Here is a 17,417-nt window from a genome sequence, read left to right on the forward strand (position 1 = left end):
CTTTCCGGAATCAGGCCGGGCGCATCGTGGCGCCCGGGGCGTTGAGCACGCGCGCGGCGAAGGCGTGCCCGTTCGTGCAACAGGTTTCGACGGCAGCGCCCTCCAGGAGCGCGGTGAGGAAGCCCGCGGCGAACGCGTCCCCGGCGCCGGTGAGATCGCGGACCTCCTCGACCGGGGCCACAGGAACGTGGTGGGGCGCGGCACCGGGAGCGAGCACCGCGGTCGGGTCGGGGCCGTTCTTGACCACCACGGTGGTCTTCGCCAGCACGACGTCGTGCAGTCCGAGCAGCTCGGCTTCGGCCGCGTTGGCCAGCAGGAGGTCCGGTTCGAGCTCGGCGACGAGGTCGAGGAACCGATCCACGCCGTGATGGCGGAGCATTCCGGTCGACGAGGCGTCCAGCGACACCGAGCCGCCCTCCGCCTGAACACTGCCGACCGCGGCGATCGCGGCTTCGCGGACGGCGCCGCCCGCGAAGGAGTACGCGGGCACGTGCAGATGCGCGAGCCCGGCGGTCCAGGACGGCTCCACGTCGTCGAGCAGCACCGAGGCGCCCCGGTCCGGCAGCATGGCCCGCTCGCCGCGCTCGTCGATGAGCACCACGATCGTGCCGGTGCGGCCGTGGCGCTGGACCCGGACGTCCACGCCGTGCGAGGAGAGCTCGGCCACCAGCGCGTCGCCGGCGAAGTCGGCGCCCACCGAGCCGAGGAAGCGCGTCGGGCAGCCCGCGAAGGCGGCGACGTTGGCCGCGCTCCCGCCGCGCACCCGGTGGACCTCCACCTCGGTGTCGGTGGCCTGTTGCAGAGGTTCGCGCAGCCAGACGACGACGTCCTCGACGAGGTCGCCCAGCACGCCGAGCACTTTGCTCCCCATCACGCCCCCATCGCCTTGGCGATCTCGGCGCCGAGCGAGACGTTGTTGCGGTACACGGCGATGTTGACGTCCAGGCTGCGGCCGCCGGTCGCCCTGACGATGTGGTCCAGCAGGAACGGGGTGGTGTCCTGGCCGACGATGTTCTGCTCGCGGGCCGCCTGCCACGCCTCGGCGACCACGCGATCGTGCAACTCGGGCGGGAGCTGCTCGTCCGCGGGAACGGGGTTGGCGATCAGCAGCGCTGCCCGCAGGTCCAGTTCCCGACGGGCGCGGGCCATCGCAGCCGCTTCCCGGGGGTCGGACACGGAGAAGTCGATCTCGTGCCCGGAATCCGCGACGTAGAAGCCGGGGTACCGGTTCGTCCGGTAGCCCACGACCGGAATGCTGAGGGACTCCAGGCGTTCCAACGTGGCGGAGATGTCCAAGATGGACTTCGCGCCCGCGCTGACCACGAGGATCGGCACGTCGGCGAGCGTGAAGAGGTCGGCCGACTCGTCGAAGCTGGTACCGGCGCCTTCGTGGACACCGCCGAGACCACCGGTGGAGAACACCTCGATGCCGGCCTTGTGCGCGAGCAGCGCCGTGGCCGCGACGGTGGTGCCGCCGGAGAGCTCCTTGACCGCGGCGATCGGGAGGTCTCGCACGCTGACCTTGACCGCGTCGTCCTCGTTGGACAGCCGCTCGATCTGGTCGTCGGTGAGCCCGATCGTCGGCACGCCGTCGACGACGCCGATCGTGGCCGGGACCACTCCGGCGTCGCGGAGCCGGGTCTCGGCTTCCCTGGCGACCTCCAGGTTGCGCGGGCGCGGCAGCCCGTGCGTGAAGATCGTCGACTCGAGCGCGACCACCGGGCGACCGGCGGCGACCGCGTCACGAACTTCCGTTGACACCACGAACATCTGCGCGAACCTCCGACTGGATCTCTGGCTGGTGGCGAGAAATCTAGAGCCGTCAGTGCGTGGGAACAACGAACAATTCGGACGTGACTGATAGCGTCACGCTATGGGTGTGACGTTGCGGCAGCTCGAGGTCTTCGTCGCGGTCGCCGACGAGTCGCACTTCGGCCGCGCGGCGCAGCGCCTGCACTGCTCGCAGCCGGTGGTGAGCCAGGAGATCCGGCGCCTGGAAGGTGCTGTCGGCACGACGTTGTTCGACCGCTCGACCCGGACCGTGGCGCTGACCGAGGCAGGCGCGGCGCTGCTCGACGACGCCCGCGCGCTCTGCGACGCAGCGGGCGCTTTCGTCGCCCGCGCGCGCCGGCTCACCGACGTGCGGTCGCGTCGGCTGCGCATCGCGGTCACGCCGAGCGTGATGGACGAGATCCTGCCGGTGGTCCTGCGTCGCGCGGAGTCGGCGATGCCGAACGCGGAGCTGCTGGAGGTCCCGGTGGAGACCGGGGAAGTTGCGGATGCCCTGGTGAACCGCGACTGCGATGTCGGGCTCGGGCGGTTCGTGACCCCGCCACCGCACCACCGGTCCGACCTGGTGCGCACCGAACCGGTTCTGGTGGCGCTGAGCGAGCACCACCCGCTGGCCGGGGAAGGGGCGATCGACCTGGCCGAGATGGGTGATCTGCCGCTGCTGCTCTGGCCACGCGAGCAGAACCCCGGCTACTACGACGAGCTGATGCGCATCTGCGCCGACCGCGGTTTGGACCCGCTGGTGCTGGTCAGCCCACCCCGCATCGTCGGCGGGCGGTCGTACCTGATCGCCGACGCGCGCGCGTTCTCGCTGATCCCGGCCTCCACCGCCGGTCGGGTCACCGACGGCGTGCGAGTCGTGCCGCTGCGCCGACCCGCGACCCTGCCGCTGTCGGTGATCTGGCTCGAGCGGGATCACCGGCCGGTGGTGGCGGAGTTCCTCGACCTGGTCCGTCAGGTCGGGGCCGAGCTGGCGGGTGAGCAGCGGCCTCCGCGCAGGTGAGCCGGGCGGTGCCCGCGACTTCGATTCAGGGTTGCACTGAACGCAATTAGGTTGCGTAACGAGTCTCTTTGGGGGCATCTGCAGTAATGCGTCTAGTCGACGCGAGAACGTGCACTCCACCTGCGAATACGTGACATTCGAGCGGCCCTGTGGGCCCAGGTGGGCGTTGACAGTCTGGCGGTCGGTCCCTACGTTGCAGAAATCGCAACTGTGTTGTTTCTAGTGAGTCAGGCTAGGTGAAAGGGGACGGTGCGGGTTCGCGCCTGCATCGCCGACTCGACCCATCGGGGAGTGGGCAAGCATGCCTTCCAGCACGTCCGATCCCGGGCGGAGAACGCCTGCGCCGTCGACGATGCGCCGCGTCGTCAGCGCCAGCTTCATCGGCAACCTCGTCGAGTGGTTCGACTACGCCGTGTACGGCTACCTCGCCACCACGATCGCGAGCGTGTTCTTCCCGGGCACCTCGCCGACCGCCGGGCTGCTGGCGACGTTCAGCGTGTTCGCGCTGTCGTTCGTCATCCGGCCGGTGGGCGGCCTCTTCTGGGGGCACTTCGGCGACCGGTTCGGCAGGCGCAACGCGCTGTCGCTGTCGATCCTGATCATGTCCGCCGCCACCTGCGTGATCGCCCTGCTGCCCGATTACGCCGCCGTGGGCATCGCCGCACCCATGCTGCTGCTGGCCACCAGGCTGGTGCAGGGCTTCTCGGCGGCAGGCGAGTACGCGGGAGCCTCGGCGTTCCTGTTCGAGTACGCGCCCGAGGGCCGGAAGGGCGCCTACACCAGCGTCGTTCCCGCCAGCACCGCCTGCGGGCTCCTGCTCGGTTCGGTCGTGGTCACCGCGCTGACCTCGGTCCTCTCGGACGAGGCCATGGCGTCCTGGGGGTGGCGGGTTCCGTTCCTGCTGGCCGCGCCGCTGGGGCTCATCGGTCGCTACATCCGGCTCAAGCTCGAGGACACCCCCGAGTACCGCGAGCTGGAAGGCCGGCAGTCCGCCGCGCAGGCGCCGCTGCGGGACGCCTTCGCGCACAACAAGGGCCGGCTCCTCGTCGCGTTCGGGGTGACCAGCCTCAACGCCGTCGGGTTCTACATGCTGCTGAGCTACATGCCGACCTACCTGTCGACCGAGCTCGGGCTGGGGGAGACGAGCTCGTTCGTGTCCACCGGCGTGACGCTCGTGGTCTACATCGGGGCCGTGCTGCTCATGGGCCGCCTCTCCGACCGGGTCGGTCGCGCGAGGATGCTGACGCTGGCCGGAGCGCTGTTCGCCGTGCTGGCGGTCCCGGTCTTCCTGCTCCTCGGAACGGCCGGAGTGGTCGGTGTCGTGCTGATCCACACGGCGCTGGGCATCGTGCTCAGCACCAACGACGGCACGCTACCGGCCTTCTTGTCGGAGCTGTTCCCGACGCACGTGCGCTACAGCGGTTTCGCGCTCAGCTTCAACACCGCCAACGCCCTGTTCGGCGGGACGGCTCCGTTCGTGGCCACCTCCCTGATCCACGCGAGTTCCGACCCGGTCGCCCCGGCCTGGTACCTCGCCGCCGCAGGGGTCGCCGCGGTGCTGGTCATGCGCGCCGCGCGTCACGTTCCACCCGGTGCCGACGCCGACGGGCCGGCACCGGGGTCCGCACAGTGCAGCACCGATCACGAGAAGGGATCTGCTCGATGAGCATGGAACGCCTCAAGACCATCCACAACGGACAACGCGTCGCACCGACGTTCTCCGAGGCGGAGATGCGGCGGCGAGTGGACGTGCTGCGCCGGCGCATGACCGAAACGGGCGTGGACGCGGTCGTCTTCACCAGCTACCACAACATCAACTACTACAGCGACTTCCTCTACACGGCGTTCGGGCGCAACTACGCGCTCGTGGTCACGCAGGGCAGCCACGTCACCGTGTCGGCCAACATCGACGCCGGGCAGCCGTGGCGGCGGAGCTTCGGCGACAACGTCGTCTACACGGACTGGCAGCGCGACAACTTCGAGCACGCCATCGCCACGGTGCTCTCCGACGCCGGAGTCACCAAGGGGCGGCTCGGCGTCGAGGGCGACGAGCTGGCGCCGGCGCTGCGCGCGCGGATCGCCCGGGTCCTGCCCGGGTTCGAGTTCACCGACGTCTCCGCGACCGCTATGGCCCAGCGGATGGTGAAGTCGCCCGAGGAGATCGCGCTGATCAAGGAGGGCGCGCGCATCGCGGACCTCGGTGGGGCCGCCGTGACCGCAGCGGTCGCCGAAGGCGTGCCCGAGTACGAGGTGGCGCTGGCGGGCACCCAGGCGATGGTCCGCGAGATTGCCCGGTCCTTCCCCGACGCCGAGCTGCGGGACACCTGGGTGTGGTTCCAGTCCGGGGTCAACACCGACGGCGCCCACAACTGGCCGACCTCCCGGAAGGTCCAGCGCGGCGACCTGCTGAGCCTCAACTGCTTCCCGATGATCGCCGGGTACTACACGGCCCTGGAGCGCACCCTGGTCTACGGCGAGGCCAGCGCGGCCCAGCTGCGGTACTGGGAGGTCAACACCGCGGTGCACGAGCGCGGCCTGGAGCTCATCCGCCCCGGAGCGGTCTGCGGGGACATCGCCGCGGAGCTGAACAAGGTCTACGACGAGCAGGAGCTGTTGCAGCACCGCACCTTCGGGTACGGCCACTCCTTCGGCGTGCTGTCGCACTACTACGGCCGGGAAGCGGGCCTGGAGCTGCGCGAGGACATCGAGACCGTCCTCGAACCCGGGATGGTCGTGTCCATGGAACCGATGATCACCATCCCGGAGGGGCAGGAAGGAGCGGGCGGGTACCGCGAGCATGACATCCTCGTGGTGACCGAGAACGGCGCCGAGAACATCACGCGCTTCCCCTACGGACCCGAGCACAACGTCCTCCCCGCCTGACGGCGGATCGCAGGCCACGCCGGTCTCCGGGTTCGGAGGCCGGCGTCGTCGCGGTCCCGAGCGGTGTGCGGCGGTGCGGGAGGGCACGACGATGAGCGACAACGACGAACTCGACCGGCAGGAGGCCAGGAGCGCCAACTCGGTGCTGCACAACGGCATCCGCGTCCTGCGCTCGTTCTCGGTGGACGAACCCGCGCTCGGCGTCACCGAGATCGCCCGCAGGGTGGACCTGCACAAGAGCACCGTGTCCCGGTTGCTCAACCAGCTCGAACAGCTGGACCTCGTCCTGCGCGACCCGGAGAGCGGGCGCTTCCGGCTCGGTCTCGGTCTGATCGGCATCGCCGGTCCGCTGCTGGCCAACCTCGACGTCCGCCGCGTGGCCTACCCGTCGCTGGAGCGGCTCACCGAGCGCACCGGCGAGACCAGCGCTCTCGTCGTGTGGAGCGGCCACGAGTCCGTCTCCGTCGAGCAGGTCCCGAGCCCGAAGCTGGTCAAGCACACCACCCCGATCGGGACGCGCTACACCACCGCGGCGAGCTCGTCGGTGCAGGTGTTCCTGGCCGAGCTGCCGGAAGGGCGCGCCCGAGAACTGCTGGAACGGGGGCTGGTGCGCTCGGAGCGCCGGGACGACGCCGAGGTGAGCGGTTACCTCGAACGACTCGCCGCGGTGCGGAGCTCGGGCGTGGCGATCAACGCCGGTGAAACCCACGTCGAGGAGGTCGGCATCAGCGCGCCGGTGCGCGACCACCGCGGACACCTCGTCGCCGCCCTGCTGCTGTCGGCGCCCAGCTTCCGCGTGTCGGAGCAGCTGCGCGACCAGCTCGCGGGAGTGGTCCGCGAGACGGCCGCGGAGATCTCCACCCGCTTGGGCGCACCGGGGTGCGACGGCGACGGGCCGCCGCACCCCTGAGCGGTCACACCGGCACGTCGGTCAACCGCTCGTGGGTCCGGGCGGGACCGCACAGCGGCCGGGCGTGCGCTGCGATCTCGGCCAGCGAGGTCACCCACATGCCGTCGAGCGATCGCAGCAGCTCCAGCAGCCGGTCGAGGGCGTGGGCCTTGGCCGGGCGCCCGGACAGGAACGGGTGGGCGGTCAGGACGAAGCAGCCGCCCTCGGCGTGGCGCGTCGTGGCCTCCAGCGACCACATCTCCAGCGCCTTCAGCGGGCTCTCGATGACGCCGCTGCCCGTCCAGCCGGGGTAGAACGCGAACTGCTCCCAGTCGTCCAGCGACCAGTCCACCGGGATCTCGACCAGCTCGGTCGAACCCGGCCCGGAGCTGGTCATCAGGTACGGGACGTCGTCGTCGAGCAGGCTGGAGTCGTAGCTGAAACCGCGTTCGGCCAGCAGTTTCGGGGTGTGCCAGTTCATCTCCCACCACGGCGCGCGGTAGCCGGTCGGCCGGACACCGGCGACGCGTTCGAGCGCCTCGAGCCCCCGGTCCAGGTACTCGGCCTCCTTGCCCTCGTCGAGCCCGCGCATCGACTCGTGCACGTACCCGTGGTGGGCCACCTCGTGACCGTCGTCGACGATCGCCCGCACCGTGTCGGGGTAGCACTCGGCGGTGTAGCCGGGGACGAAGAAGGTCGCCCGCACGTCGTGGCGCCGCAGCACGTTCAGCAGCCGCGGCACGCCCACCCGGGGGCCGTAGGACTGGTGCCCCATCAGGGACATGCGCTCCACCGAGCCGGGATCCTGGACCAGGGCGCAGGATTCGGCATCGACGTCGAAGGTCAGCGCGGCCGCGGCGCGAACACCGCGCTGCCACGGGAAGGATCCGGGAGTTCCGGACATGTTCACCTCGTTCCACATCGGAATGGCACTGCTCAGGAGGGGGCGTGATCGGGCAGGTCGCGCTTCGGCAGCTGCTCGGGCAGGTGACGGCGGTGCACGCGCGGTCCCAGCACGGCGTAGAGGGCCGCCGAGACCAGGCCACCGGCCAGCCAGGAGAGGTCGATGCCTCCCATCGCGCCGGCGATCGGTCCCTGGAAGACCTCCAGGACGCCGTGCATGAACAGCCAGGTGGAGACCACGCCCGCGCCGAAGGAGACCACCGCCGCCCAGTTGACGTCCGGCAGGAGGGGGCTGCCGACCGGCGCGAACAGCCGGTCCGTGCGGCTGTTGTCGCGTTCGAGCGCGAAGAAGTGGACGAGCATGATCCCGGCCCAGGAGGCCACCCAGGCGACGAGCGAGACGAGCCAGGAGTCCAGCACGGACGCGAGGTCGCCGTGGAAGACGAACAGCGCCACGCACAGCATCGAGAACACGCCCACCAGGACGCTCAGCGTGCGGCGCGAGGCCTTGACGTCCAAGGCCTGCGCGGCGACGCCGAAGGTGTAGATGTTGAGGATGTTCGTGGCGATCGGCCCGTGCACCACCAGGAAGAGCACGGGCACGGCGAGCGAGCCGTAGTTGTCGACGATCAGGCGTCCGGGATCGGCCTCGCCGTTCTTGGTGGCCAGCGAGGCGCCGAGGACGCCGAGCCAGACGACCGGGAGGAACTGCCCCAGCGTGCTGGCGAGGTAGAGCCTGCGTCGCGGCACGGTGGTGCTGACGAACCGCGAGTAGTCGGCCGCGTAGGTGAACCAGGTGATGCCCCAGCCGATGCCGATGGCGGTCATGACGGCGGTCATCGCGCTGAGGCGCTCGATGCCGGTCAGCACCTGCCCCGGCGGGCCCGCGTAGCTCCAGTCGATCTCCAGCCCGGTCCAGGCGACCAGCGACATGAGGACCAGCACGGCGATCGTCGGTGGGACGGTCCAGCGCTCGAAGCTGGAGATCGCGCGGTACCCGAACCAGGAGATGAGCACCTGGGCGCCCATGATCAGCGCGGCCACGCCGAGCTTCGCGCCGTGGTTCTCGGCGGCCGGGTCCACCACGCCGAGCTCGCTGAGCAGCGCCATGACCAGGTCCAAGATGATCCAGGTGTTGACCGCGCACCACCCGACGGCGAGCAGCGCCTGGATCGCCGCGGGCAGGTACGCCCCGCGTCGGCCGAACGCGGCCCGGGACAGCACCATCCCGGTCGCGCCGGTGCGCTGGCCGAGCAGCACGAACAGTCCGAACAGGGCCATCCCGACGAAGTTGCCCGCGATGAGCACGATCAACGTGTCGGACAGCCCGAGGCCGAGCTCGATGCCCAGCGCCCCCAGCACCCAGTTGATCGGTGCGATGTTCGCGCCCGCCCAGATCCAGAACTGCCCCGAGACCCGGCGGGTTCGGGACTCGTCGGGGATCGGTTGGAGGCATTCCTCCAGGTCGCCTCTTGCGGGGTCGTCACCTGCCGGACTCGTCATCGGGTCTCCCCTCCACGCTGGCCTTGGCGAGATCTCATGCTTCTGGCCGGGGAGGGAGGAAACAAGGTACATTCCGTCAACCAAATGTCGATCGCAGTTGGACGATCTGTCATGAAGATGTCGCTCGACGAGGTGCTGCGCCACCGCAGCGTGCAACGCGGGGAGCCGGTGCTCCTGGTCGGTGCCGAGGCGGGTGCGCGCAGCGTGCGGTGGGTGCACTCCAGCGAAGTCATCGACATCGCCCCGCTGCTCCGGGGCGGGGAGCTGCTGCTCACCGGGGGAGTGGTGCTCTCGGAGGTCTCGCCGTCGCGCCAGCGCTCCTACGTCCGCGAACTGGCCGCTCGCGGTGTCACCGCGCTGGCCGTGGAGACCGCCAGCACCGGCCTCGGGATGCCGGACGCGCTGATCGACGAGTGCGCCAAGCAGGGGTTCCCGCTGATCCGGTTCGACCGCCCCGTCCCCTTCGTGGAGATCACCGAGGGCATCAACGGCCTGATCATCAACGATTCGGTGCAGCGGCTGCGCCTGGCCGACTCGATCTCCGACGCGCTGTCGGCGGAGCTCACCTCCGGCGCCGGTCTGCCCGAGCTCACCGCCGCGCTCGCGGAGCTCACCGGCGCCGCTGTCGTCGTGCGGGATCGCTCGGGTGCCGTGCTCTCCCGAGCACCGGAGCGGGGAGCGGGTGACCTGGGCGAGGTCGTCACCTGGCGCGCCACGGTCGCCGTGCACGGCATCAGCACGGCGAACCTGGAGGTGCTGGCCGCGCCCGGTGCCGACCCGCTGGTGCTGGAAGCCGCGCTCGGCCGCGCGCCGCAGTCGTTCGCCCTGGCGCTGCTGCGCGCGCAACCGCCCACTCCGCGGATGCGCGCCACCCGCGCCCTCTTCCAGCACCTCCGCGATCCCTCCGCCGCGCACGACGACCTCGACGTCCTGCTCGCCAACTCCGGCCTGGCGGGCACGGACGCCTTCGTCGCGGTCGTCACCGGTGGCGACGACCCGGGGGTGCGCGAGGCGCTGGAGCAGCAGTTGCAGCGGAACGGCCGGATGGCGGTCGGTCACGCCGATGAGCAGGAGTACCTCGCCCTCGTCGCGCTGGACGCGCGGCGGCCCGAACGCTCCCGGCGGGACCTGATCGACGACGTGCGCCAGCTCGGCGTGCTCGGGCCGGAGCACCCGGCCGTCGGGATCGGGCCGCTGGTCAGCGGGAGCGGCGGCATCCCGCACGCGGTGGCCGAAGCGCGTCGCTGCCTGCAGCTGGACCTCGCCGACGGCGAGACGACGCGGGTCGTCGACGCCGCCGACTGGTCGCTGCACCGGCTCGTGCACCAGCTCGACGCCGACGAAGTCCTGCAGCGGTTCATCCGCGAGCAGCTCGGGGCGTTGCTCGACGAGCCGCGCGAGACCAGGGAGCGCCTGCTGCGGACCCTGGAGGTCTTCTTCGACTGCGGGGCCAACAAGACCCGGGCCGCCGAACGCCTGCACGTGCGCAGGCAGACCCTCTACCAGCGGCTGGACAAGCTGTCGGCGTCGCTGGGGATCGACGTGACCGATCCCGAGAAGCTCGGGGACCTGCACGTCGCGGTCCGGCTCCGCAACGTCCTCACCGGCCGCGGCCGGTGAGGACCCGCGCGGGTTCCGAGGAGGAGTTGTTCCCCGCCGAGTCGAGGTGCGCATTTTTTCAACCCGGCGAGGCCGAATGTGAAAGTTTGTTCGGTGCTTTGTATTGCGCGGATGTGTCGTGCGGGTTGCGGGTTTCGGCGCCCGATGACGTTTTCGAAACCGCGTTGTGTGGCGAGAGTCGCCAAAATATCCTAAGCGGACGAAAACCTTCGCGGACCGGTTTTGCTGCGTGAAAGTTGTTCGGGCCCAGCGGTACTGGTGTCATGAACAGCAGGTTCGCCGTTTTTGAAGCGCGATTTCGCGATTATCATGCGCGTTGTGCGAGTGATCCGCACGTGCCTTACAGTCGATCGCGAACTGCAGTGATGCGAGGTGATTTCATGAATCTCACTCCGTCTGACACGGAGAAGTTGCTCTTGAGCGTCGCCGGAATGATCGCCCGCGATCGACGGGAACGCGGCGTCCTGCTCAACCACCCGGAAGCGGTCGCCCTGCTGTCCTGCTGGGCGATCGAGCGCGCTCGGGAGGGCTTCACCGTCGACGCGCTCATGAACGAGGGGAGGCGCGTGCTCACGCGAGAGGAAGTCATGGAGGGCGTGCCCGAGATGCTCTCCGACGTGCAGGTGGAAGCGACCTTCCCCGACGGGCGCAAGCTCGTCACGATCACGGAGCCGATCTCGTGATCCCCGGCGAGGTCCGCGTCCGCGAGACGCCCATCGAGCTCAACGCCGGCCGCGAGCGGCAAACGCTGCTGGTGGTCAACGACGGCGACCGTCCCATCCAGATCGGTGCGCACCTGCACTTCCCGGACGCCAACCCGGCGCTCACCTTCGACCGCGACGCCGCCCAGGGCTACCGCCTGGATTCGCCCGCGGGCACGTCGGTGCGCTTCGAGCCCGGCGTGAGCAAGCTCGTGGAGCTGGTGGCGCTGGGCGGCACCGGGCACGTGCCCGGCCTGCAGATCCGCGATCGGGAACTGCCGACCTACACGCGCGAACCCAGGAAGGTCGTCCCGTACGGAACCCCGGGGTCCGAACCCGAGATGCCCGGCACGGCCTCGCCTCCGGCGCGGGCGCGGGTCACCGACGAACCAGTCAACGACGAATCGACCACCGGCGAGCGCGGTGGCGATCAGCAGCACTCCGAGGAGGGGCAGTGAGCCAGATCGGTCGTCGCGAGTACGCGAAGCTGTACGGGCCGACCACCGGCGATCAGGTCCGGCTCGGCGACACCGACCTGTGGATCGAGATCGAGCAGGACTTCTGCGTCGGCGGCGACGAGGCGGTGTTCGGCGGCGGGAAGAGCATCCGCGAGTCCGGTGCGCAGGGCATGACCACGCGCGCGGAGGGTGCTCTCGACCTGGTCATCACCAACGTGATCGTGCTCGATCACTGGGGCGTCGTCCGCGGTGACGTCGGCATCCGCGACGGACGCATCGTCGCGGTGGGCAAGTCCGGCAACCCGGACGTGATGGACGGCGTGCACCCGGACCTGAAGATCGGTCCGACCACCGACGTCATCGCGGGGGACCGCAAGATCCTGACCGCGGGCGCGATCGACACCCACGTGCACTTCCTCACCGAGATCGAGATGGCCGAAGCACTGGCCACCGGCACCACGACCGTGGTGGGCGGCGGCACCGGGCCGACCGAGGGGTCGAAGGCCACGACCGTCACCCCTGGATCCTGGTCGCTGGCCATGATGCACCGGGCCCTCGACCACCTGCCGCTCAACGTCATCCTCTTCGGCAAGGGCAGCACGGTCAGCGCCGAGGGGCTCGCCGAGCAGGCCCTGGCCGGTGCGGGCGGGTACAAGGTCCACGAGGACTGGGGCGCCACCCCGGCGGCCATCGACGCGGCGCTGCGCGCGGCCGACGAGTACGGCCTGCAGGTCGCCCTGCACGCGGACAGCCTCAACGAGACCGGCTACGTCCAGCACACCCTCGACGCGATCGGCGGTCGCGGCATCCACGCGTTCCACTCCGAAGGCGCCGGTGGCGGGCACGCCCCCGACATCATCGTCGTCGCGGGTGAGCCCAACGTGCTGCCGGCCTCGACGAACCCGACCCTGCCGCACACGGTCAACACCGCCACCGAGCACCTGGACATGCTCCTGGTGTGCCACCACCTCAACCCGCAGGTGCCCGAGGACCTCGCGTTCGCCGAGTCGCGCATCCGCCCGACGACGATGGCGGCCGAGGACATCCTGCAGGACATCGGCGCGATGTCGATCACCTCGTCCGACGCGCAGGCGATGGGGCGCATCGGCGAGCTGGTGTGCCGCACGTGGCAGGTCGCGCACGTGATGAAGAACCAGCGCGGACCGCTGGGCTCGTCGCTGCCCGCCGACAACGAACGCGCCCGCCGCTACGTCGCCAAGTACACGATCTGCCCCGCCGTCGCGCACGGCATCGACCACGAGGTCGGTTCGGTCGAACCGGGCAAGCTGGCCGACCTCGTGCTGTGGGATCCGGCCTTCTTCGGCATCCGCCCCTTCACCGTGGTCAAGGGCGGTGCCGCCGTGTGGGGTGCGCTCGGAGATCCCAACGCCACGATCCCGACACCGCAGCCGGTCATGATGCGCCCGGCTCTGCCCCACGGACCGGGTTCCGCGCCGCACCTGTCGGTGAGCTTCGTGGCGCAGGCCGCGCTCGACGACGGCCTGGCCGACAAGCTCGGCCTGCGGCGCAGGCTCGCCGCGGTGCGCGAGACCCGCAGCGTCACCAAGCACGACCTGCCGAACAACACGGCGCTGCCGCGGATCGAGGTCGACCCGGAGACCTTCAACATCAAGATCGACGGCGAGCGGGTCCGCCCGAACCCCGTCGACACGGTCCCGCTCGCCCAGCGCTACTCGTTGTTCTGAGGAGTGGGTGATGGACCCGGACCTGGGAGCGATGCTCCTGGCAGATGCCCGTCTCCCCACCGGCGGGCACGCGCACTCCGCCGGTCTGGAACCGGCGCTGGCGGCCGGTCTCGGCCGCGCGGAGGTCGCCGAGTACCTCCGCGCTCGACTGCGCTCGGTGGCACTGGTCGACGCCTCGGCCGCCGTGCTGACCCTGCGGGCGGCCGGGGAGCAGCACGTCCGGCTCGACGAGATCCACGACGCGCTGCTGGCGCGCACGCCGACCGAGCCGGTGCGCGCGGCTTCCGCCCTGCTCGGGCGGGGGCTGGTCCGGCTCGCCGAGCGGTTGTGGCCGGACCACCCGGCCGTGGCCGCGCTCGACGCGCTCGGTCCGGGGCCGCAGCGCCCCGTGGCCCTCGGCGTCGTCGCGGCCGTCATGGGGCTCGACGAGTCGCGCGTCGCGCGGGCGTGCCTGTACGAGGACGCCCAGACCGTCGCGGCGGCGGCGCTGAAGCTGCTGCCCGTCGATCCCGTCGACACCGCGCGTTGGATCTGGGAATCGGCGGCGGTCGTCCGCGAATCCGCGGAGATCGCCGTCGCGGTCACCTGCCCGGCCGAGATGCCCGCCGTGACCGCACCGCTGGCGGAGCACTGGGCTCTGCAGCACGAGAACAGCACGAGGAGGATTTTCGTTGCCTGAACACGAACACCGCGACAGCAGCGCTGCGTCCCGGCCGCTGCGGCTGGGGATCGCCGGGCCGGTCGGCACCGGCAAGAGCACCCTGATCGCCACGCTGTGCCGGCAGCTCGCCGACGAGCTGGAGCTCGCGGTGGTCACCAACGACATCTACACCGACGAGGACGCCCGGATGCTGCGCGCCGCAGGCGTTCTCCCCGTCGAGCGGATTCGCGCCGTGGAGACCGGCGCCTGCCCGCACACGGCGATCCGCGACGACGTCACCGCCAACCTCATCGCCGTGGAAGACCTGGAGCGCGCGTTCAGGCCGCTGGACGTCGTCCTCGTCGAGAGCGGTGGCGACAACCTCACGGCGACCTTCAGCCCCGCGCTGGTCGACGCCCAGATCTTCTGCATCGACGTGGCCGGTGGCGGTGACGTCGCGCGCAAGGGAGGTCCGGGCATCGAACGAGCCGACCTGCTGGTGATCAACAAAACCGACCTCGCCGAGCACGTGGACGTGGACGTCGCCCAGATGATCACCGACGCCGAATCGGTGCGCTCGGGACTGCCCACGCTCGCGCTGTCCCGCACGGATCCGACGGCCGTCGGTGACCTGTGCAAGTGGGTGCACCACCTCGTGGCCGAGCACCGCCGGGGCGAGCACACCGCCGTGGACCCGGGTCCGATGGCCCCGCACGTCCACCACGGGTGATCGCGCGATGGCAACGGTGTCGATCGAACTCGTCGACGGCGTCGCGCGGGCCACGGTCCTGCAGGCGGGGGATCACCTGCGCCCCCGCCTGCTCGGGATCGACGGACCGCGCGTGCGCATCGCGCTCGTCGGCGTGTGCGCCACCCTGCTCGCCGGAGACGACCTCCGACTGGAGATCTCGGTCGGCAGCGGCGTGCACCTCGAACTCGTCGAGCCCTCGGGCGTGGTCGCCTACGACGCGCGGGGCGGTCACCAGAGCTGGGCCGCCGACGTGCACGTCGCAACCGCAGGCTCGCTCGTCTGGGACGCGGCTCCGTTCGTGGTCGCGGGCGGTGCCGACGTGGACCGGCGCACCGGCATCGTCCTGGACGACGGCGCGGTGGCCCTGCTGTCGGAAACCCTGGTGCTCGGGCGCAGCGGCGAAGAGGGAGGTCGGTTGCGCTCGACGATGCGGTGCGCCCTGGCCGGCCGCGACCTGCTGATCGAGGAGCTCGACCTGCGCTCGCCCGAGCTGAGGAAGGCGCCGGGGATCCTCGGCGACTGCCGGGTGCTCGCCACCGCCGCGCTGCTCGGCGCCCGTCCGGACGAGCGGGTCTCCCCGCCGGAGACGCCGCTCGCGGGTCCCGGGTCCATCGCCCGCTCGCTCGCCCCGCACGCGCACAGCGCCGACGAGGCCCTGCGGGGCACGTGGGACCGCTGGCGGAGCTTCGTCGCCTCCAGCACCGCTCCTGAACCCGGTGGGGAGGACGGCGAGGGCGATCCGCGTGAGAACCCCGATCGGGCCGGTGCCTTCAGCGTGATCTGAGGTCCGCTCAGCGCGCGGGATCGTCGTCCGGGAGGCCGAGCAGCTCGTGGAACCTGCCGTGCGGGTTCGCCCTCGTCGGGAGCGCTTCGACGAACGGCAGCAGCTCTCGCTTCGCGACCTCGTAGACCCTGCGCAGCTCGGCCACGGGTTCGGGGTGGTCGTCCACGCGCAGGTCGAGGTACGGGTACGGCTCTCCGCTGCTCACCCGCAGCGCCGCGCTCTGCTTGCCGCGCCTGTCCCCACCGGCCCGCTGGCCGGCTTCCAGGGACAGCAGCAGCCGTTCGTGCAGCGGCTCGTCGGCGGTGGCCTCGAACGATTCGACCATGGCGTCGATCGTCCGGCCGTCGACGAGCATGTTGCCCGCGACCGCGAATCCCGGTCCCGTCCGGTGGCCGCTCCACGGATGCGTCTCGGTCCCGGTGTGAGCGGCCGAACCGCCGTGCCTGTCCACGATGGACACCTGACGGGAATCCGCACCGGGGTCGGCGTCCAGGAGCCGGCGCAACGTCTGCTCCGCGGAGTGCTCTTCGAGCAGCTCCAGGCCGTCGACGCCGAGCAGCGGGTTGATCAGCGCCTGGGTGGCCACGCTGCCCGAGGCCGCGTCGGTGAACACCGCCAACGCCCCGATGGCGGGCATGCGCGTGCTGACCGCGACTCCCGCCCGCCCGGAGGCGACGTCGTAGGCGGCGATCGAGAAGGTACCCACGTGCACGGTGCGCTCCCTGCGGGGTTCGGGGGTTTCTTCGCGCTCGCTCAGCGGCCGGCGAGGCGTTCGGAGACTTCGTGGCCGGCGGCCTTGGTGGCTTCGGCGATGTCGGTGACGACGTCGCCGAGCCGGGAGGTCGGGCCTGCCAGGGCGAGGGCCGCCACGACGCGACCCTTGTCGAAGACCGGTGCTCCGACCCCGGTGATGTCGGGCAGCGTCTCACCGCGGTTGATCGCGACCCCGGCCTTCGCGACCTCGTCGAGCTCGCGGCGGACCTGGTCGAGGCGCGGCACGTCGTCGAGGTGGCCGGTCAGGTAGTTCTCCCGGAACCGCTCCGTGCCGAAGGCCAGCAGGCACTTGCCCGAGCTGGTCGGGTAAAGCGGACGCCGGACGCGCAGCGGAGCGGAGTAGCGGATGGGCTGCGTGGATTCGATGGCGTCGGTGTAGACGAGAGAGCTCCCGACCGGGGAGGCCAGCATGACGGTCTCGTTGAACTGGCGGTGCAACTCCTCCATGGCCGCGCGGGCGGCTTCGGCGACCGTGGGCGGTGCCGCGGCGAGCAGGGCGCTGATCGCCGGGCCGATCGTGTAGGCGCCGCCCTGCTCGCGCAGGTAACCGTCGGCGACCAGGCCCTTGACCAGGCCGTGCAGCGAGGACCGGGGTGCGTCCAGCTCGGTGGCGAGCTCGGACAGTCGCACCCCGGACCGGCGCGATGCGGCGAGTTCGAGGATGGTGGTGATCCGCGAAACGGTCCGGTGCGCTTTGGCTGCTCCCGATTCGGCAAGTGGCACTGCGTTCCCCATCGTGTTGACCGACCCCGGCTGGTGTCGAACTTACCGCCGGTGGTCCAGGCCCTGCCGCCCACTGCTTCGGCGATCCGCGCCTCGTCGGCCTCGACGGTCTTGATCTGGTCGAACAGCGCGCCCGCGGCGATGAGCGCGGCTCCGCCGACGAACATCAGCGACACCGCCCAGGTGGCGTGCCCGGGCGTGGCCGTGACGAGGGCGAGCGCGGCCACCGGGGCGAGCCCGCCGGAGAAGGCGCCGCCGACCTCCCGACCGGTTCCCAGCCCGGACACC

Annotated in this window: 16 protein-coding genes and 1 pseudogene; 11 read left to right on the forward strand and 6 right to left on the reverse strand. The window is 70.9% G+C overall.

Annotated features, from left to right (window positions below):
- Window positions 1-10: 10 nt before the first annotated feature.
- Both KBO27_RS30535 and KBO27_RS30540 read right to left on the reverse strand, forming a co-directional pair.
- The gene (locus tag KBO27_RS30535; protein WP_246538561.1) at window positions 11-871 is read right to left on the reverse strand and encodes a carbohydrate kinase family protein; all 861 of its coding nucleotides are present in this window, start codon (window positions 869-871) and stop codon (window positions 11-13) included.
- Window positions 871-1,770, reverse strand: coding sequence for a pseudouridine-5'-phosphate glycosidase (locus KBO27_RS30540; RefSeq protein WP_210973319.1), 900 nt, complete (start codon window positions 1,768-1,770; stop codon window positions 871-873). Before KBO27_RS30540 ends, KBO27_RS30535 begins: the two co-directional genes overlap by 1 nt.
- Before the next feature lie 103 nt (window positions 1,771-1,873).
- On the opposite strand from KBO27_RS30540, the gene KBO27_RS30545 reads away from it, so the two are divergent.
- The 4 genes from KBO27_RS30545 (at window position 1,874) to KBO27_RS30560 (ending at window position 6,587) form a co-directional block, all read left to right on the forward strand.
- On the forward strand, window positions 1,874-2,794 hold the full coding sequence (locus KBO27_RS30545) for a LysR family transcriptional regulator (protein ID WP_210973320.1): 921 nt from the start codon (window positions 1,874-1,876) through the stop codon (window positions 2,792-2,794).
- Window positions 2,795-3,095: 301 nt separating this feature from the next.
- Window positions 3,096-4,460: an MFS transporter gene (locus tag KBO27_RS30550; RefSeq protein WP_246538537.1), complete on the forward strand. Its 1,365-nt coding sequence runs from the start codon at window positions 3,096-3,098 to the stop codon at window positions 4,458-4,460.
- The gene (locus KBO27_RS30555) at window positions 4,457-5,677 is read left to right on the forward strand and encodes an aminopeptidase P family protein (RefSeq protein ID WP_210973321.1); all 1,221 of its coding nucleotides are present in this window, start codon (window positions 4,457-4,459) and stop codon (window positions 5,675-5,677) included. The genes KBO27_RS30550 and KBO27_RS30555 overlap by 4 nt, the downstream gene beginning before the upstream one ends.
- Window positions 5,678-5,768: 91 nt before the next feature.
- On the forward strand, window positions 5,769-6,587 hold the full coding sequence (locus tag KBO27_RS30560; RefSeq protein ID WP_210973322.1) for an IclR family transcriptional regulator: 819 nt from the start codon (window positions 5,769-5,771) through the stop codon (window positions 6,585-6,587).
- Between the two features lie 4 nt (window positions 6,588-6,591).
- Here the strand turns inward: KBO27_RS30560 and KBO27_RS30565 are convergent, their stop codons facing one another.
- The gene (locus KBO27_RS30565) at window positions 6,592-7,470 is read right to left on the reverse strand and encodes a polysaccharide deacetylase family protein (RefSeq protein WP_210973323.1); all 879 of its coding nucleotides are present in this window, start codon (window positions 7,468-7,470) and stop codon (window positions 6,592-6,594) included.
- Between the two features lie 32 nt (window positions 7,471-7,502).
- Window positions 7,503-8,972, reverse strand: a complete 1,470-nt coding sequence (locus tag KBO27_RS30570) for a purine-cytosine permease family protein (RefSeq protein WP_210973324.1) — start codon at window positions 8,970-8,972, stop codon at window positions 7,503-7,505.
- Between the two features lie 111 nt (window positions 8,973-9,083).
- Here KBO27_RS30570 and KBO27_RS30575 point away from each other — a divergent pair, with 111 nt between their 5' ends.
- The 7 genes and pseudogenes from KBO27_RS30575 to KBO27_RS30605 all read left to right on the forward strand — a co-directional run bounded on the left by KBO27_RS30575 (window position 9,084) and on the right by KBO27_RS30605 (window position 15,632).
- Window positions 9,084-10,592 carry a PucR family transcriptional regulator gene (locus KBO27_RS30575; RefSeq protein ID WP_210973325.1) on the forward strand — a complete coding sequence of 503 codons (1,509 nt, stop codon included), beginning with the start codon at window positions 9,084-9,086 and terminating at the stop codon, window positions 10,590-10,592.
- Window positions 10,593-10,972: 380 nt separating this feature from the next.
- Window positions 10,973-11,275 (forward strand): urease subunit gamma, encoded by a 303-nt coding sequence (locus tag KBO27_RS30580; RefSeq protein ID WP_132684627.1) that lies wholly within the window; start codon window positions 10,973-10,975, stop codon window positions 11,273-11,275.
- Window positions 11,272-11,553 (forward strand): annotated as a pseudogene (locus tag KBO27_RS34050) (urease subunit beta); the annotation flags it as partial. The gene KBO27_RS30580 and the pseudogene KBO27_RS34050, both read left to right, overlap by 4 nt.
- Window positions 11,554-11,747: 194 nt before the next feature.
- A complete protein-coding gene (locus KBO27_RS30590; protein WP_210973327.1) occupies window positions 11,748-13,457 on the forward strand; it encodes an urease subunit alpha in 1,710 nt (569 codons plus the stop codon).
- 10 nt (window positions 13,458-13,467) lie between these two features.
- Window positions 13,468-14,136, forward strand: coding sequence for an urease accessory protein UreF (locus tag KBO27_RS30595; RefSeq protein WP_210973328.1), 669 nt, complete (start codon window positions 13,468-13,470; stop codon window positions 14,134-14,136).
- Entirely contained in the window at window positions 14,129-14,827 is a 699-nt protein-coding gene (gene ureG, locus KBO27_RS30600) for an urease accessory protein UreG (protein WP_210973329.1), read from the forward strand. The genes KBO27_RS30595 and ureG overlap by 8 nt, the downstream gene beginning before the upstream one ends.
- Before the next feature lie 7 nt (window positions 14,828-14,834).
- On the forward strand, window positions 14,835-15,632 hold the full coding sequence (locus KBO27_RS30605) for an urease accessory protein UreD (RefSeq protein WP_210973330.1): 798 nt from the start codon (window positions 14,835-14,837) through the stop codon (window positions 15,630-15,632).
- A gap of 7 nt (window positions 15,633-15,639) precedes the next feature.
- On the opposite strand, the gene KBO27_RS30610 is transcribed toward KBO27_RS30605, so the two are convergent.
- Both KBO27_RS30610 and KBO27_RS30615 read right to left on the reverse strand, forming a co-directional pair.
- Entirely contained in the window at window positions 15,640-16,344 is a 705-nt protein-coding gene (locus KBO27_RS30610; protein ID WP_210973331.1) for a DUF1028 domain-containing protein, read from the reverse strand.
- Between the two features lie 41 nt (window positions 16,345-16,385).
- Window positions 16,386-17,141 carry an IclR family transcriptional regulator gene (locus KBO27_RS30615; protein WP_210973332.1) on the reverse strand — a complete coding sequence of 252 codons (756 nt, stop codon included), beginning with the start codon at window positions 17,139-17,141 and terminating at the stop codon, window positions 16,386-16,388.
- Between the last annotated feature and the right edge of the window lie 276 nt (window positions 17,142-17,417).

The organism is Saccharopolyspora endophytica (genome assembly GCF_018070075.1).
Classification (GTDB): Bacteria; Actinomycetota; Actinomycetes; order Mycobacteriales; family Pseudonocardiaceae; genus Saccharopolyspora; species Saccharopolyspora endophytica.

Coding starts and splice junctions, on each gene's coding strand:
- KBO27_RS30535 (WP_246538561.1), bottom strand. CDS start 871: ATGGGGAGCAAAGTGCTCGGCGTGCTGGGCGACCTCGTCGAGGACGTC.
- KBO27_RS30540 (WP_210973319.1), bottom strand. CDS start 1,770: ATGTTCGTGGTGTCAACGGAAGTTCGTGACGCGGTCGCCGCCGGTCGC.
- KBO27_RS30545 (WP_210973320.1), top strand. CDS start 1,874: ATGGGTGTGACGTTGCGGCAGCTCGAGGTCTTCGTCGCGGTCGCCGAC.
- KBO27_RS30550 (WP_246538537.1), top strand. CDS start 3,096: ATGCCTTCCAGCACGTCCGATCCCGGGCGGAGAACGCCTGCGCCGTCG.
- KBO27_RS30555 (WP_210973321.1), top strand. CDS start 4,457: ATGAGCATGGAACGCCTCAAGACCATCCACAACGGACAACGCGTCGCA.
- KBO27_RS30560 (WP_210973322.1), top strand. CDS start 5,769: ATGAGCGACAACGACGAACTCGACCGGCAGGAGGCCAGGAGCGCCAAC.
- KBO27_RS30565 (WP_210973323.1), bottom strand. CDS start 7,470: ATGTCCGGAACTCCCGGATCCTTCCCGTGGCAGCGCGGTGTTCGCGCC.
- KBO27_RS30570 (WP_210973324.1), bottom strand. CDS start 8,972: ATGACGAGTCCGGCAGGTGACGACCCCGCAAGAGGCGACCTGGAGGAA.
- KBO27_RS30575 (WP_210973325.1), top strand. CDS start 9,084: ATGAAGATGTCGCTCGACGAGGTGCTGCGCCACCGCAGCGTGCAACGC.
- KBO27_RS30580 (WP_132684627.1), top strand. CDS start 10,973: ATGAATCTCACTCCGTCTGACACGGAGAAGTTGCTCTTGAGCGTCGCC.
- KBO27_RS30595 (WP_210973328.1), top strand. CDS start 13,468: ATGGACCCGGACCTGGGAGCGATGCTCCTGGCAGATGCCCGTCTCCCC.
- KBO27_RS30605 (WP_210973330.1), top strand. CDS start 14,835: ATGGCAACGGTGTCGATCGAACTCGTCGACGGCGTCGCGCGGGCCACG.
- KBO27_RS30615 (WP_210973332.1), bottom strand. CDS start 17,141: ATGGGGAACGCAGTGCCACTTGCCGAATCGGGAGCAGCCAAAGCGCAC.